This is a genomic window from Chryseobacterium sp. SIMBA_038 (assembly GCF_046535115.1).
In the GTDB taxonomy this organism is placed as follows: domain Bacteria; phylum Bacteroidota; class Bacteroidia; order Flavobacteriales; family Weeksellaceae; genus Chryseobacterium.
The window spans coordinates 269,268-284,114 of the sequence record NZ_JAWRXH010000005.1; the positions used below are offsets into that span (position 1 = coordinate 269,268).

The 14,847-nt window shown below is 35.0% G+C and carries 11 protein-coding genes and 3 tRNA genes; 1 reads left to right on the forward strand and 13 read right to left on the reverse strand.

From position 1 onward, the window contains the following. Positions 1-5: 5 nt before the first annotated feature. The 6 genes from rplK to tuf all read right to left on the reverse strand — a co-directional run bounded on the left by rplK (position 6) and on the right by tuf (position 4,104). Complete coding sequence (gene rplK / locus SB689_RS16245) at positions 6-449, reverse strand: 50S ribosomal protein L11 (RefSeq protein WP_034760648.1); 444 nt, start codon at positions 447-449, stop codon at positions 6-8. A 278-nt stretch (positions 450-727) separates the two neighbouring features. Then, positions 728-1,396 carry a hypothetical protein gene (locus SB689_RS16250; protein WP_410693156.1) on the reverse strand — a complete coding sequence of 223 codons (669 nt, stop codon included), beginning with the start codon at positions 1,394-1,396 and terminating at the stop codon, positions 728-730. Between the two features lie 592 nt (positions 1,397-1,988). Further along, a complete protein-coding gene (gene nusG, locus SB689_RS16255; protein ID WP_066754960.1) occupies positions 1,989-2,531 on the reverse strand; it encodes a transcription termination/antitermination protein NusG in 543 nt (180 codons plus the stop codon). A gap of 17 nt (positions 2,532-2,548) precedes the next feature. After that, complete coding sequence (secE, locus tag SB689_RS16260; RefSeq protein WP_072412212.1) at positions 2,549-2,755, reverse strand: preprotein translocase subunit SecE; 207 nt, start codon at positions 2,753-2,755, stop codon at positions 2,549-2,551. Between the two features lie 12 nt (positions 2,756-2,767). Further along, positions 2,768-2,838 (reverse strand) — tRNA-Trp (locus SB689_RS16265). 54 nt (positions 2,839-2,892) lie between these two features. Then, positions 2,893-4,104: an elongation factor Tu gene (tuf, locus tag SB689_RS16270; RefSeq protein WP_410693158.1), complete on the reverse strand. Its 1,212-nt coding sequence runs from the start codon at positions 4,102-4,104 to the stop codon at positions 2,893-2,895. A gap of 331 nt (positions 4,105-4,435) precedes the next feature. On the opposite strand from tuf, the gene SB689_RS16275 reads away from it, so the two are divergent. After that, positions 4,436-5,938, forward strand: a complete 1,503-nt coding sequence (locus SB689_RS16275; RefSeq protein WP_410693159.1) for a DUF4394 domain-containing protein — start codon at positions 4,436-4,438, stop codon at positions 5,936-5,938. 84 nt (positions 5,939-6,022) lie between these two features. Here the strand turns inward: SB689_RS16275 and SB689_RS16280 are convergent, their stop codons facing one another. The 7 genes from SB689_RS16280 to SB689_RS16310 form a co-directional block, all read right to left on the reverse strand. After that, complete coding sequence (locus SB689_RS16280; protein ID WP_410693160.1) at positions 6,023-9,121, reverse strand: efflux RND transporter permease subunit; 3,099 nt, start codon at positions 9,119-9,121, stop codon at positions 6,023-6,025. Positions 9,122-9,461: 340 nt separating this feature from the next. Next, positions 9,462-10,547, reverse strand: a complete 1,086-nt coding sequence (locus tag SB689_RS16285) for an efflux RND transporter periplasmic adaptor subunit (protein WP_410693162.1) — start codon at positions 10,545-10,547, stop codon at positions 9,462-9,464. Position 10,548: 1 nt separating this feature from the next. Continuing rightward, entirely contained in the window at positions 10,549-11,790 is a 1,242-nt protein-coding gene (locus tag SB689_RS16290) for a TolC family protein (RefSeq protein ID WP_410693164.1), read from the reverse strand. Between the two features lie 274 nt (positions 11,791-12,064). Then, positions 12,065-13,429: an ATP-binding protein gene (locus SB689_RS16295; RefSeq protein ID WP_410693165.1), complete on the reverse strand. Its 1,365-nt coding sequence runs from the start codon at positions 13,427-13,429 to the stop codon at positions 12,065-12,067. Next, positions 13,430-14,110 (reverse strand): response regulator transcription factor, encoded by a 681-nt coding sequence (locus SB689_RS16300; RefSeq protein ID WP_410693166.1) that lies wholly within the window; start codon positions 14,108-14,110, stop codon positions 13,430-13,432. 551 nt (positions 14,111-14,661) lie between these two features. Further along, a tRNA-Thr gene (locus tag SB689_RS16305) sits at positions 14,662-14,733 on the reverse strand. 43 nt (positions 14,734-14,776) lie between these two features. After that, positions 14,777-14,847: transfer RNA gene (locus SB689_RS16310), tRNA-Gly, on the reverse strand.

Consider the following 14,847-nt stretch of genomic DNA (forward strand, 5'->3'; position numbering starts at 1 on the left):
AAGTTTTAAGCGTTAGTTGGTTTAGTTCCTGTTACTCTTAATCCCATAGATCTAGCAGTACCTGCAACCATAGAAAGAGCTGAATCCATTGTAAAGCAGTTAAGATCTGCCATTTTATCTTCAGCAATTTTTTGAACCTGAGCCCAAGATACAGCACCTACTTTGTTTCTGTTTGGTTCTCCAGAACCACCCTTGATCTTAGCCGCATCCATTAACTGGATTGCTGCAGGAGGAGTTTTAATTACGAATTCAAAAGATTTGTCTTCGTATACTGTAATTACTACAGGTAAAACTTGTCCTGGCTTATCTTGAGTTCTTCCGTTAAACTGCTTACAAAACTCCATGATGTTCACACCTGCAGAACCCAATGCTGGACCTACTGGTGGAGAAGGGTTGGCAGCGCCACCTTTCACCTGAAGTTTTACCATTTTAAAGACTTTTTTAGCCATTTTTCTTATTTTTAATTTGAATAATTAATGAGTTTGGAAGCATTTATTATTCAGTAGGTTACCGCACTCACATAAAGTAAACCTACTTTTCGGACTGCAAAATTATGAAATATTTTTGAAATAGCAAACGGAATGACTTGATTTTTAGTAAGATTATTTAAAAAAATTACACTTGCTAATAATTAAGTCAAATAAAACACGATCCAATAAACCAAAAACCCTCCTAACTGATATAGTAGTATAGAAGGGAACACAAAATAGAAAAACTTGATTATATATTAAAGAAGTTTATTAATGATTAATCGGGAACTTCCCTTACTAATTTTTAGATCACCAAGATTTCCCACCATATTATTAGTTCCATATGTTAAAAACTGTAGTGAAACTTTTTGGCCAACCTTTAACCAAATCGTGGCGTTACTTGTTAAAAAATATAAATTACTATTTGGAGGCATGGTTATAGAAGGATTTTTATTACCTCTATGAATTACCGTACTTGTTGTTGCCACTCGTCCTGTATCTACATACAAAGCCGTAAAAGCATCGCCCGAAGTTCCGTCAAAAGTCCCAGATCCGGTTCCAGGTGTAGTAAATCCGCAAACACCGTATAAAAAGTAGAGTCCATCTTTTGGAACAGTATATACTCCGGTTGTAGAATCGTATGCACTTTGAGGATCATATAATTCATCTAATTTCAATGTTGTAAATTCATTGTCATTCCAATCATTTGCAGCATTTATGTCGGTTCCTCCTACAGCGTTTAACATTCTATTTCCACTGTCTGATGCTGAAAAAGAATCTCCTCCTGCTACTTTTATTAAGCCATTTGGGTCTGCTACTAATAATCTGTCACTGGAAATTCCTACAGAATTATTTATATTTCTAATTCTTAAGTTACCATTGGCAATATCCAGACTTTGCGTAGGATTTGTAGTGCCAATTCCCACAGTTATTGTACCTGTACCTAAACCTGACGATGCCAGAACTGAAAAGTCGTTTGATTGTTGAACAACACTGGGAGCACCAGTTATTGGGTTATCCTTACTTCCGTCAATATGAAATATACCTTGAGGATTTGTAGTATTAATACCTACCTAAGCATAATAAAAACCACTTATGCATAACAAAATAATTGATAATTTTTTTTTCATCGTCTTATGATTTATTTTAAAGAATCAAAAGTAGAAATGCTAAATATTTAATCAAAGTAAACATTGCTAAAATCTATTTAAAGGCTAACAAACAAAAAAATTGAGTAGTAAATTTAATAACATAAATCACCTTAAAATGAAATTAAAACACAATTAAATTCTCATATTAGTGAAAAGCAAATAAATAATAGAAAAATAATAGAAAATTATAAAAAGTAACGAGATATTTAAAAAGTTAATAATAATTCTTAAATTAAGGATAGAGATTAATAATTTTCTTAAGTATAATTATTTAATTATTAAGTAGAAATTGATTAAGGATTGCATAAAACAAAAAAATACCACCAAGAGGTGGTATTTAATTTATAATATAAAAAGTACTATTTAATTATACTTTTTCTACTTGCATAAAGCTTAACTCCATCGGAGTTTTTCTTCCGAAGATCAATACAGAAACTTCAATTTTCTTTTTATCTTCAAGAATTTTCTCAACTGTTCCATTGAATCCGTTGAAAGGTCCGTCAATTACTTTAACGTTTTCACCTACAATATAAGGAATTTCAACATCACTGGCGAATTCTGAAAGCTCATCCATTCTGCCTAACATTCTGTTTACCTCAGATTTTCTCATTGGAACAGGATCTCCTCCTTTCGTTAAACTTAAGAAAGAAATAACTCCGGGAATGTTCTTAATAGCATGAGGAATTTCACCCATTAGATCAGCTTCAACCATCAAGTACCCAGGATAGTAAGGTTTCTCTTTAGGAACTTTTTTTCCGTTTCTAATTTGAATAACCTTTTCCATAGGAATAACCACTTGAGTAACGTACTGCTCAAAGCCTAAACGTTTGATTTCTGTCTCAATATAGTTTTTCACTTTATTTTCCTGTCCGCTGATTGCTTTCAGCACATACCATTTCAATTCGCTCATTATGGGAAAATACTTTTTTAGTTGAACACGTTAATTAGCATTCCAATTATGTTGCTAATTGATTTAGAAAACAATTCGTCAACCCCAAAGGTAAATAATGCCAAGATTACTGTTGCAATAGTTACGACAATTGTAGACGACTGCAAGTCAGACCATTTTGGCCATTCAACTTTATGTCTGAATTCGATATAAGAACCTTTTAAAAAATCGATAAATGAACTCATAATTTATATTTGCACGGGCACAAGGATTCGAACCCTGATCAACGGTTTTGGAGACCGGTATCCTACCATTGGACGATGCCCGTAGATAAAAAGCTTCCGAGAGTTTCCTTTCGGAAGCTTTATTTATTTTAAGATGATTAGTCTAAGATTTCAGTAACCTGACCTGAACCAACTGTTCTACCTCCTTCTCTGATCGCAAATCTAAGACCTACGTTAAGAGCGATTGGCTGTAACAATTCTACAGTGATCTCTAAGTTATCACCAGGCATTACCATTTCTACTCCTTCTGGTAAGAAGATCTCACCTGTAACGTCAGTAGTTCTTACGTAGAACTGAGGACGGTACTTGTTGTGGAATGGAGTGTGACGTCCACCTTCTTCCTTAGAAAGGATATAAACAGAAGCTTTGAATTTTTTGTGTGGTTTAACAGAATCTTTCTTAGCGATTACCATACCTCTCTTGATGTCAGTTTTTTCAATACCTCTCAACAATAGACCTACGTTATCTCCAGCTTCACCTCTGTCAAGGATTTTTCTGAACATTTCAACTCCTGTAATAGTAGAAGTTAATTTTTCTTCACCCATACCGATGATATCAACAGGATCACCTGTATTGATAATACCAGCTTCGATTCTACCAGTTGCAACAGTACCTCTACCTGTAATAGAGAATACGTCTTCAATTGGCATCAAGAATGGCTTATCAGTATCTCTTGGTGGTTGCTCGATCCAAGTATCAACAGCATTCATTAATTCTTCAACACTTTTGAACCACTTGTCTTCTGTGTTAACAGGAGTAGCAGTAGCTGCAGTAAGTGCTCCTAGTGCAGAACCTTGAATTACTGGAGAGTTATCTCCGTCGAAATCGTAAGTAGACAATAAGTCTCTAAGTTCCATTTCAACAAGCTCTAACAATTCTGGATCATCTACCATGTCAACTTTGTTCATGAAAACAACGATTCTAGGTACATTTACCTGACGACAAAGCAAGATGTGCTCTCTAGTTTGAGGCATTGGTCCGTCAGTTGCAGCACATACTACGATTGCACCGTCCATCTGAGCAGCACCAGTTACCATGTTCTTTACATAATCCGCGTGACCTGGACAGTCAACGTGAGCGTAATGTCTATTTTCAGTTTCGTACTCGATGTGAGCCGTATTGATAGTAATACCTCTTTCTTTTTCTTCTGGAGCAGAGTCAATAGCAGAGAAATCTTTTTTCTCAGCAAGACCTTTGCTCGCTAATACAGCAGAAATTGCTGCAGTAAGTGTAGTTTTACCATGGTCAACGTGACCAATAGTACCAATGTTCAAGTGTGGTTTGTTACGATTAAACGTTTCCTTTGCCATGATGTAAAATTATTTATTTATTGTTTATTCAAATTTTCGGTGTGCAAATATAATGAATTTTTAAATATCAAAACCTTTTTATTTAAAAAAATTTAAACATTCAAATTCAAAGAATTACAAACCCTATATTTCTATGTATTGAGACTGCAAATTTACACAAATTTCTCGATTGAAAAAATCCTAACAACCGATTTCTAAGAAATCTGAAGTATCTGGCTAATTCTGAATAATTTATGAGAAGTTAAAAAATCATAACGTTAAAATTTTATCGTAAAAAAACCATATTAAACCTTTTCTCGTAGATAATATTAAACCCATAAAAATTAATATTATGAAAAAACTATTACACCTTTGTCTGGCTCTATTTACTGTCACGACAATATTTTCATGCGACGATTCCGATGATAATATGATGATGGCCGAAGAAAATGTAAAAGGACCGGATGTCATGGTTTACGGATTAACAGGTACGAATGAACTTGTCGCTTTTAATTCTAACAATCCTAAAATGTTCACTTCCAAAACAGCTGTGGCGGGAATTGTTTCCGGAGAAAAATTGTTAAGTATAGATTTCAGACCTGCAACAGGCGAATTGTATGCATTATCAAACGCAAGTAAATTATACATTATTAATACTTCTAACGCATCAGCAAGAGTGGTGAGCTCAACAGCATTTAGTCCTGCAATTTCAGGGCCTATTGCTTCTATTGATTTTAACCCGACCGTTGACCGTATCCGTTTGGTAAGCAGTACAGGACAGAATCTGCGTCTGCATCCGGAAACAGGAGCACTTGCAGCTTCAGATACCAATATTAGCGGATCTGGCTCTCCATCAATTACGGGAGTTGCCTATACCAACAGTAAAGCCGGTGCTTCTTCTACTGTTTTATATGATATTGATGTTACTTCAGGGAAATTATTTAAACAAGATCCTCCCAACAACGGAACATTGGTAGAAGTGGGAAGTTTGGGAACTACATTTACAGGACAGGCTGCTTTCGATATTAAATATGATAACAGCGTTGCTTTATTAGCTTTAAATAACAATCTTCATTTATTAGATTTAAATAACGGTAAGACCACCAATATAGGAATGTTACAACAACCTATCATTGACCTTGCGATTCCGACAGAAGCAGTGGCCTATGCTATTGACAATACTAATAATCTTCAAATATTTAATCCTAACAGTCCAATGCCGGTTTCAAAAGCGGTGGCTGGATTACAAAGTGGAGAAAATATTTTAGGAATTGATTTCCGTCCTCTGAACGGACAATTATATGCATTAGGAAGCTCAAGCAGAATTTACACTATTAATTTAGGAACAGGCGCCGCAACAGCAGTTGGAAGTTCTCCTTTTGCTACTTTACTTTCAGGAACAGACTTTGGATTTGATTTTAATCCATTAGTAGATAAGATACGAGTAGTAAGCAACACAGGGCAAAATCTTCGTTTAGATCCAGTTACCGGTGGAATTACAGCAGTAGACACGGCAATTAATCCTGTCGGAGCAATGATAGGCGCAGCTGCTTACACTAATAATTTTGCAGGAGCCACTGCGACTACCCTATTTGTTATTGATCATAATACTGATAAATTATATCAACAAAACCCTCCAAACAACGGAACTTTAGTTGAAACGGGAGCTTTAGGAATCAATATTACGAGTGCTAACGGTTTCGATATCGGAAGTATGAGTCAGAAAGTTTATTTAATGGCTTCAGTAGGTTCATCAACAAAAATCTATTCGGTGAATACAACAACAGGAGCTGCAACTTCAGTTTCTGATTACCCAAATGCTGTAAAAGCTTTTGCAGTTGGGCTAGGATTTTAAATTCATAACAAATTATTTTGATACTAAGAAGCGCGGAAAACAAAGTTTTCCGCGCTTCAATTAATATATATAATGATAGAAAAATTAAATCTGTTCCGATTTTTTCGTTCTGTTAAAAATCCAGAAAATAATCGGGAATATCAATAATGTAAGTACTGTTGCGGTTATTAATCCTCCAATAATTACGATGGCTAAAGGTTTTTGAGATTCTGAACCAATTCCTGTAGACAATGCAGCAGGTAAAAGTCCGATCGAAGCCATTAATGCAGTCATAATTACAGGTCTTGTTCTGGATTTTACTCCACTAAATATGGCTGTATCTAAATTTAATCCGTTCTTGACGTTCTGATGGAATTCCGTAATCAAAATAACCCCATTTTGAATACAGATTCCCAAAAGAGCAATCATTCCAACTCCGGCTGAGATTCCGAAATTCATTCTTGTGACGTGAAGCGCAATAATTCCTCCAATCAATGCAAAAGGAACATTCGCCAATACCAAAAGAGAATCTTTCATGTTTCCAAAAAGGATAAATAAAAGGAAGAAAATCATCACAATGCTTACAGGAACTACTTGCGCCAGTCTGTGTGAAGCTCTTTGTTGATTTTCAAATTGACCTGTCCAGCCTACAGAATATCCGTCCGGAAGTTCAATATTAGCTACTTTTTTCTGAGCATCGGCAATTGTACTTCCTAAATCTCGGTCACGAATCGAGAATTTCACTCCGATGTAACGTTTGATATCGTCTCTGTAAATAAATGCAGCTCCATTATCTTTAACAATATTACTGATCTCTTTTAAAGGAATTTTTGCGCCGTCCTGTGTAGGAACCATCAATGCAGCGATGTCATTTTCATCTTTTCTGTATTCCTGAGAATAACGAAGTCTGATTGGGAATTTTCTTTCGCCATCAAACATTTCTGATGCCGTTTTTCCGCCGAAAGCCATTTCCAGGACAGCTTGTGCGTCGGCGGGCATTACTCCGTAAGCGGCCATTTTATCTCTATCCAGCACAACACTTACTTCGGGCTGACCGATATTTTTAATAATTCCGGGATCTTTTACGCCGTCAACATCTTTAATTTGCTTTAAGACCTCGTCGGCCAATCTATCCAATGTCTGCAAATTATCTCCGTAAATTTTAATTCCATTTTCGGCTTTAAAACCGGCAACTGCTTCTGCAACGTTGTCAGAAATGGGTTGAGAATAATTAAAAGTGATTCCCTGATAATTTCTCAATTTTTTATCGATTCCTTCAATTAATTCTTCATAACTGATGTTTCGTTTCCATTCTTCTTTAGGTTTTAAGTTGACGGCAAATTGTACAAAACCAAATCCGTTGGGGTCTGTTCCGTCGTTACTTCTACCCGTCTGTGCCAGAACATCCGTCACTTCCGGGAAGCTCATAATGTCTTTCTTTAAAAGATCGGCTGTTTTTAATGATTCTTTTAATGATGAACTCATCGGCATTTCTGCAGTGATCCACAATGAACCTTCATTTAACTGAGGTAAAAATTCTGTCCCTAAAAATTTTCCTGAGAATAAAGTCACCGCCAAAAATGAAATAGCAACAATTAAACTCATTTTTTTATATTTAAATGTAAAACTGAAACCTTTTAAAACAATTCTGTCCCAGAAATTAACGAAAGGGTTATTTTTTTCTCTAACATTTTTATTTAATAGAATATGTGAAAGCACAGGAACTAAAGTCAGTGTAAAAATCAAAGCTCCAATTAATGCAAAACCTAATGTAAAGGCCAGCGGTGAGAACATTTTACCTTCCACTTTCTGGAATGAGAAGATGGGAATTAATGAAGTGATAATAATTAATTTTGAAAAGAAAATCGCCTTTCCTAAGCCAGTTCCGGTTTGCTTGATCCAGCCAGCTTTTGCCATTTTATTGAACTTTTCAGGACCGTATTTTTTTGCTTTATGATCGAGCATGACAAAGATTCCTTCCACCATGACGACGGCTCCGTCAATGATGATTCCAAAGTCAACAGCTCCCAGGGAAAGTAAGTTGGCACTCATTCCCGCCAGTTTTAAACATAAAAATGCAAATAATAAGGATAAAGGAATGATGATGGAAACAATTAAAGTAGTTCTCCAATCTGCCATGAAAATTAAAACGATTACTGTTACCAGTACAATCCCTTCCAGTAAGTTGTGCATTACGGTTTCCGTGGTAAAATCCATCAAGTTATCACGGTCGTAGAAAGTGACCATTTTGACATCTTTTGGAAGAATCTTTTCGTTTAATTCTTTAATTTTAGCTTTAACTCCAACCAAAACTTCACGCGGATTTTCGCCTTTTCTCATCACGACAATTCCTTCAACGGTATCTTCGTGGTTGTTTAATCCTGCCTGCCCTACTCTAGGCATTGAACTTTCATGAACTTCGGCAACGTTTTTAACCAAAACAGGGTTTCCGCTGTCATTTTGGATGGTAATATTTCCAATATCGGCAACAGATTTTACCAATCCGATTCCTCTTACAACATAAGCCTGTCCGTTTTTTTCGATAACATCACCTCCGACATTTAAATTGCTTTTGGTAACCGCATCATAAACCTGAGACGGTGTCAGATTGTACTTATCTAACGCTCTCGGGTCAATACTTAATTCAAAAACTTTATCCTGACCTCCAAAAACATTGATATCCGCAACTCCGGGAACGCCTCTCAACGCACGGTCGATCACCCAGTTTTGTAAGGTTAATAATTCTCGGGAATCTTTCGTTTTACTCTCCAATGTATATCGGAAAATCTCTCCGGTTGGCCCGTAGGGTGGCTGAACTTCTGGGTCTACCTCATCAGGAAGGCTGACATTTCTTAATTGGTTATTGACCTGATTTCTGGCAAACATGTCATCCACCCCATCATCAAACAGAATCTTTACAATGGAAAGTCCAAACATCGTTGTACTTCTCACACTTGTCTTTTTCTGAACCGGGCTCATCGCCAACTCGATAGGCGTTGTGACGAAGCGTTCTACCTCTTCTGCACTTCGGCCATTCCATTGGGTGATGATTACAATTTGGGTGTTGGTAACGTCTGGGAAAGCTTCAATCGGCATATTTTTGAAACTTATAAATCCCGCAATCGCTAAAATAGCAACCCAAATAAAGGTAAATGCTTTATTTTTTAATGAAAAAGCAATTATATTTTTTATGAATTTATTCATGATAGATTTATTGTGACCTAAAAAAGTCGTTGAAAGAAATTTTGGTTCTTCTTTTTTATTTTTAACGCAAGGTTCGCAAAGTTTTTTTTAAATTGTTCTGCATATTTCCGTTCGCAAGGACGTTTCACTCAGCAAAGACGTATTATCTTATTTTTAATATCTATTTATTGAACCATTAAGGATAATTTAAGGAGTTAAGGGTTATTAAGTAATTCGCAAGCGAATTGGATAAGATTCAATGTTTAAAAATATCTTTAGATGTTTTTCTTAACTAAACTTAACTTCTTAACTCTACATAATTATAATTCTTAATGTTTCAAATTAAAACTCAAAATAAATTTTAATTATTCAAAGAGCGGTAAATCAATAATTGATTATTGGTGATTACTTCTTCACCCTCGGACAAGCCCTCGGAAATGTAGGTAACGTCGCCAACCTGTTTTAAAACTTTTACTTCTTTCACTTTTAAATCTGTTCTCGATTTATAGATCACCACAAAACTTCTGTTATCATCAAAAATTACCGCTTTGGAAGGAACTGTAAGCGCCATATTGTTTTCTGAACTTGAAATTTTTATGGTTGCTTTACTTTCCGGGATCAATAATCCGTTGGCGTTATCCAGAACAACTCTTGCCTGCATTGTATTGGTTTGAGGATCTATAATTTTGAATATTTTATCGATTTTTCCGTCAAAAATTTTATCGGGGTAAGATAATGTAGAAACCTGAGCCGGCATACCGAGGTTAATTTTATCAATATCAGATTCATTAACATTCATGATTGCCCACACATTGGTTGTATTGGCAACATCAAAAATATTTTCGCTTCTGTCGCTTCTCAACTGCATATCTTTATTGATGTTTTTTTGAACAATATATCCGCTAATTGGCGCAGTTACACTGTAAAGATTTCCTTTTTTAACATTATAAACCGTACTCACTGCGTTTGATCTTTGCATTTGATCCTGCGCTTTTTGAAGCTGACTTTTTGCTTCCAGAACTTCTCTTTCTGTCGTCAGCTTTCCTTCATACATTTCTTTTGCAACGCGAAGGTTATTTTGAGCAACAACCAAATCTGTTTTTGCATCGCTGACATCTTTTTGAACATCTGCCAATTCTGTACTTCTGATGGTTGCCAACACCTGTCCTTTTCTCACATAATCTCCCAATTCAACATTTACGCTCATGACATTTCCGCCTACCAAAGGGTAAACATCAATGTAGCTATTTTTGTCAGCAGATATTTTTCCGTAAAAACTGTAATTATCTTCTATGTATTTTTTCTCAACTTTTGCTAAAGAAATAGATTTCAGCATGGTGTTGCTCAGTTCAAATCCTTTTTTGGCCTGTGGCGCTTTTTCTTCCTCTTTTTTAGAACAAGATAACAGTGACAAAGCCACAAATACAGCAATTATATATTTTTTCATTTTAATAGAAGATTTTCGTTTGTACTAGTTGATTCAATTGTTCTGCGGATTGTATGATCTCGTTTTTCATATCGTAGATCTGAAGTGCGGTCTGTCTGTAGCTTTCCATGAAATCTGTAAATTCTATGAGACTTACATTTCCGTTTCGGAAGTTTTTTAGCATTCCGTTGTAGACAAGCTCGAGATTATTGAGATCGGTTGTTTTGATTTCTGCCAATTGGTCATATTGACCTTTCCAGGTTTTGTACGCAGACTGAACTTTAGTTTCAAGATTTAATTTCTGATATTCTGCATTTTTCTGATTTTGTTTGATCGCATAATTTGCTTTTTCTATGTTCCCCTGATTGCTTTTCCACAAAGGCAAAGGAATTCCCACCATCAGATTGACTTCATTTCTAAAAGTTCCGCTGTTTTGATCCCACTGCGCTCCGACATTTAAATCAGGTACATTCAAGGATTTTTGCCATTGAGAATAGAGTTTGCTATTATCGATCAGTTTTAAATTATATAGATAATCTGCATTGTTTTCTACCGCTTTTCTCTTTAATTCCACCTCATCCCCGAATGGTTGGGCAGCTAGAACTTCTTTAGCTTCCGATTCCGAAAGTTGTGGTTCGATATCTTCTGTAACTCCGGTTAAGACTTTTAGATTTTGTTCAAATTCAAGAATATTTTTATTGATCCCGATCTTATCATTATTTAACTGAATAACGATGCTCTGCAATCTCACCTCATCTTTTAGCGATACATTTCCTTTTGCCGACTGTACTTTGTAAGCACTCAGCAAATCATTCATGTATACTAATTGCTTATTGGTGTTGTCTAATTTTAATTGTTCATAGTAGAGATTGTAGTAGGTTGTATGAAGTTGCGTTTTCAACTCGACCAACAATTGAGAAAACTGAAGTTGAGCAAGTTCTTTATTAGATTTTGCAAAAGCAATTTCGTTTTTCTTTTTACCGCCCATGTAGATCAACTGGGTTACTTCTGCGCCTTTTGCCTTGCTTACATTAAAGGCTCTTTTATCTTCAGGATTGTAAGCATTGATGTATCCGCTTAGTTGTGGAAGTTCCCAGATCTTGGCCTGCAAAATATCTGCGTCGGCCATGTTGATGTTATATTGTTCGGCTAGCAGCTGAAGATTATTCGTCTGAAAAGCATTTTCACAATCCAGAAGAGACATTTGCTGTTGTGCCGTCATTAGGGAAGAAATGACCACAAACAGCCCTGCAATTTTGTTCATTCTCTCTGTTTTCATACCACAAAAATGCCCTTGCTCGATTAAAACGACCTTAAAGGAGCCTTAAAAAAAAATTAAATTTGGTTTTAAGAAGTGATTTTTACAATGAATTATTAAAGAATTGATGGAAAATATTCTTTGTTTTTGAAAGATTTAGACTAAAAATTATTTCATCTAAATTAAAAACGTAGTTATTAGTAAATGTTAAAATAAGATCCTTCGACAGGCTCAGGATGACATCGCTAATACTAACATTTTTTTAGTATTTAAATAAAAACTATTTTTTAAAGATTACACTGAATTGATTTGTCTTTTCAGAAGGTGCTGAATAAAGAATTTCGGCGCCGTGGTATTCAACAATTCTTTTTACGATACGAAGTCCGAGACCGGAACCGGAAATATTTTGAGAATTATTTCCTCTCATAAAAGCTTCAAATAATTTTGGACGATCATGTTCCTCGATAATATTTCCTGACGAAACTACATCAACCGTAAGATCAGTATTGGTTTCAGTTATTAAAACATCCACTTCCATATTGTCGGAATAGACTGCTGCATTTTTAAATAAATTGATGAATACAATATCTAATAAAGATTGAATTCCGGGAATAGTAAGAAGTGCATTTTCGGAAGTGTTTTCAGAAATTAAAAAATCCATTTTAAGGTTGGGATAGCTTTTTTCTACCGCTTCATAGGATTCAAATATAACTTCATCAATCCTTACTTCTTCATACAAAGTCTGAATGTTTTCTTTATCGAATTTAGTTAAAATCAACAATGAATTTGTAAGATCCGACAGCTGGTAAACATCTTTCTGAATCTGTTTTAAAGAAGACAGCGTTTCGGGAGAATGCTGTTGTAGTTTAATTAAATTTTCCAACTGAAAAGCCATTCTTGTAATCGGTGTTCTGATTTCATGCGAAGCACTTGCCGTAAAATCTCTCTGAGACTGAAAAACATCATCCAACCTTGCAATCATCGTATTAAAAGACTTCGCAAGAATACTTATTTCGTCATTTGAAGGCTGAACGGGAATCTGTGTCGTTAATTTATGTGCCGTAACCTCCGAAATCTCTTTATTGAGGTCTTCCAAAGGGCGAAGAAACTGTCCCATAAAATAATAACTAAAAAAGCCGATGAGCAACGTACTCATCACATAGGCCGCGATCAAAAGGTATTTCAGATATTCTAGTTTTGATTTTCCGTTGGTATCGAAAGCACTTGTAAGAATATAATAGTTTTCACCATTAATACTTTTCAACGCTGCATATATTTCAGGCTGCGTTTTTTCGGTGTAAATGGTTTTTCTTTGATCTAATTCTTTCAGTAAGGCATTGTCCCAAGTTACATTCCGGTCTTTTATTGTACTGTAAATTAGTTCCTTTTTGCCGTTAAAGATCAGAATTGTTTCATTTAAAAGAATATTATCCGAGTTTTCATTAAAAAAGACAGGCGCTTCCTCTTCAAAATCTTTAGACTTCGAAATAAAATGCGAAGTAAACTCTAATCTCTGCCTAAATCTTTCCTTAAATTCATCTCTCCTGAAATCATTAAAAGACATATAAATAACCACCATCACAATACCAAAAAGTAATGAAAAAGCAATGCTGAGATTGAGGGCGATCTTTCTTTTTAAAGACATTTACAGTGAACTTAGATAATATCCGAATCCGGAACGTGTATGAATTAATTTAACTTTAAAATCTTTATCAATTTTCTTTCTTAAAAAATTAATATAAACCTCGACCGTGTTTGTATTTGTATTGAAATTATGTTCCCAAACATTTTCTGTGATCTGTTGCTTAGAAACTGTTCTTCCCTGCGCTTCTGCCAGATAAGCTAATAATTGAAATTCTTTTAAAGTAAGAGCAATTTCATTTCCGGCGCGGAAAACTTTCTGTTCGGTTTTATTGATAATTAAATCATCTATTCTAATAATATCCTGATCTATATTATCTGAAGGTGTTTTTCTTCTCAATAAAGAATTCATACGAAGAAGCAGTTCCTCAAACTGAAAAGGCTTTACTAAATAATCATCTGCAAGCCTCGTAAACGCATCTTTTTTATCGGAAAGATCTCCGTAAGCAGAAATGATGATAATCGGGGTGTTTTTATCGAAAGAACGGATGGTTTGACAAACATCCAGTCCGTTTATCTTCGGAACATTAATATCCAACAGATACAGATCATATGTATTGTTTTTGATCTGACGGAGAAAAGTTTCGCCATCGTAAATTTTATCACACGTAAAATTGTTTGATTCTAAAAACTTACAAAGTTCTGCAGAGAGAATAAGGTCGTCTTCCAATAAAAGAATATTCATCAATATATATTTTACACGAATTTAACGAAAATTTTTATGATTGTGAAGGAATTGAAATGGGTAGAGGGATCTTTAATTAAATTTTAAGGTTGGGCATTTGGATTGAAAGCTTCAATATTTTTTTGACGCAAGGTTCGCTAAGTTTTTTTTTTTAATTTAATACTGTTGATGTTTCGTTCGCAAGGGCGTTTCACTCAGCAAAGTAAAATGGATCTAATTTAATAGGGAAATATTTTTATAAGTTTTGGTTAAAACCAAATTGGAAGATTTTAATTTATTAAATGGGCTAAAGCCCATTCCTATTGATAGAACTTCATGTGTAAATAGATTCATTATAATTTGAACCATTAAGAATATTGAAGGAGTTAAGTTTAATTAAGATTAAAATCGTTTTGATTTTTTTAAGTGGAATTTAAAAGTTAAACTGTAGAGAGATGCTTTCAGAATGGCGAAGTTTATGCTTTAATTAGATTTTTTTTCTCAAAATCATTATTTGATATAGAAAAGTTTTAAGCAAAAAAAATCCCGAAGTGAATTCGGGATGTAACGAGAGCCAACTACGGGACTTGAACCCGTGACCTCTTCCTTACCAAGGAAGCACTCTACCGCTGAGCTAAGTCGGCCTTAAACAAAAAAATCACGCTAAAGATAGAGTGATTTTTTTTGAGCGAAAGACGAGGGTCGAACTCGCGACATTCAGCTTGGAAGGCTGACGCTCTACCAACTGAGCTACTTTC

Coding starts and splice junctions, on each gene's coding strand:
- SB689_RS16290 (WP_410693164.1), bottom strand. CDS start 11,790: ATGAACAAAATTGCAGGGCTGTTTGTGGTCATTTCTTCCCTAATGACG.
- tuf (WP_410693158.1), bottom strand. CDS start 4,104: ATGGCAAAGGAAACGTTTAATCGTAACAAACCACACTTGAACATTGGT.
- rplK (WP_034760648.1), bottom strand. CDS start 449: ATGGCTAAAAAAGTCTTTAAAATGGTAAAACTTCAGGTGAAAGGTGGC.
- nusG (WP_066754960.1), bottom strand. CDS start 2,531: ATGAGCGAATTGAAATGGTATGTGCTGAAAGCAATCAGCGGACAGGAA.
- SB689_RS16285 (WP_410693162.1), bottom strand. CDS start 10,547: ATGAAAAAATATATAATTGCTGTATTTGTGGCTTTGTCACTGTTATCT.
- SB689_RS16295 (WP_410693165.1), bottom strand. CDS start 13,429: ATGTCTTTAAAAAGAAAGATCGCCCTCAATCTCAGCATTGCTTTTTCA.
- SB689_RS16300 (WP_410693166.1), bottom strand. CDS start 14,110: ATGAATATTCTTTTATTGGAAGACGACCTTATTCTCTCTGCAGAACTT.
- secE (WP_072412212.1), bottom strand. CDS start 2,755: ATGAGTTCATTTATCGATTTTTTAAAAGGTTCTTATATCGAATTCAGA.
- SB689_RS16280 (WP_410693160.1), bottom strand. CDS start 9,121: ATGAATAAATTCATAAAAAATATAATTGCTTTTTCATTAAAAAATAAA.
- SB689_RS16275 (WP_410693159.1), top strand. CDS start 4,436: ATGAAAAAACTATTACACCTTTGTCTGGCTCTATTTACTGTCACGACA.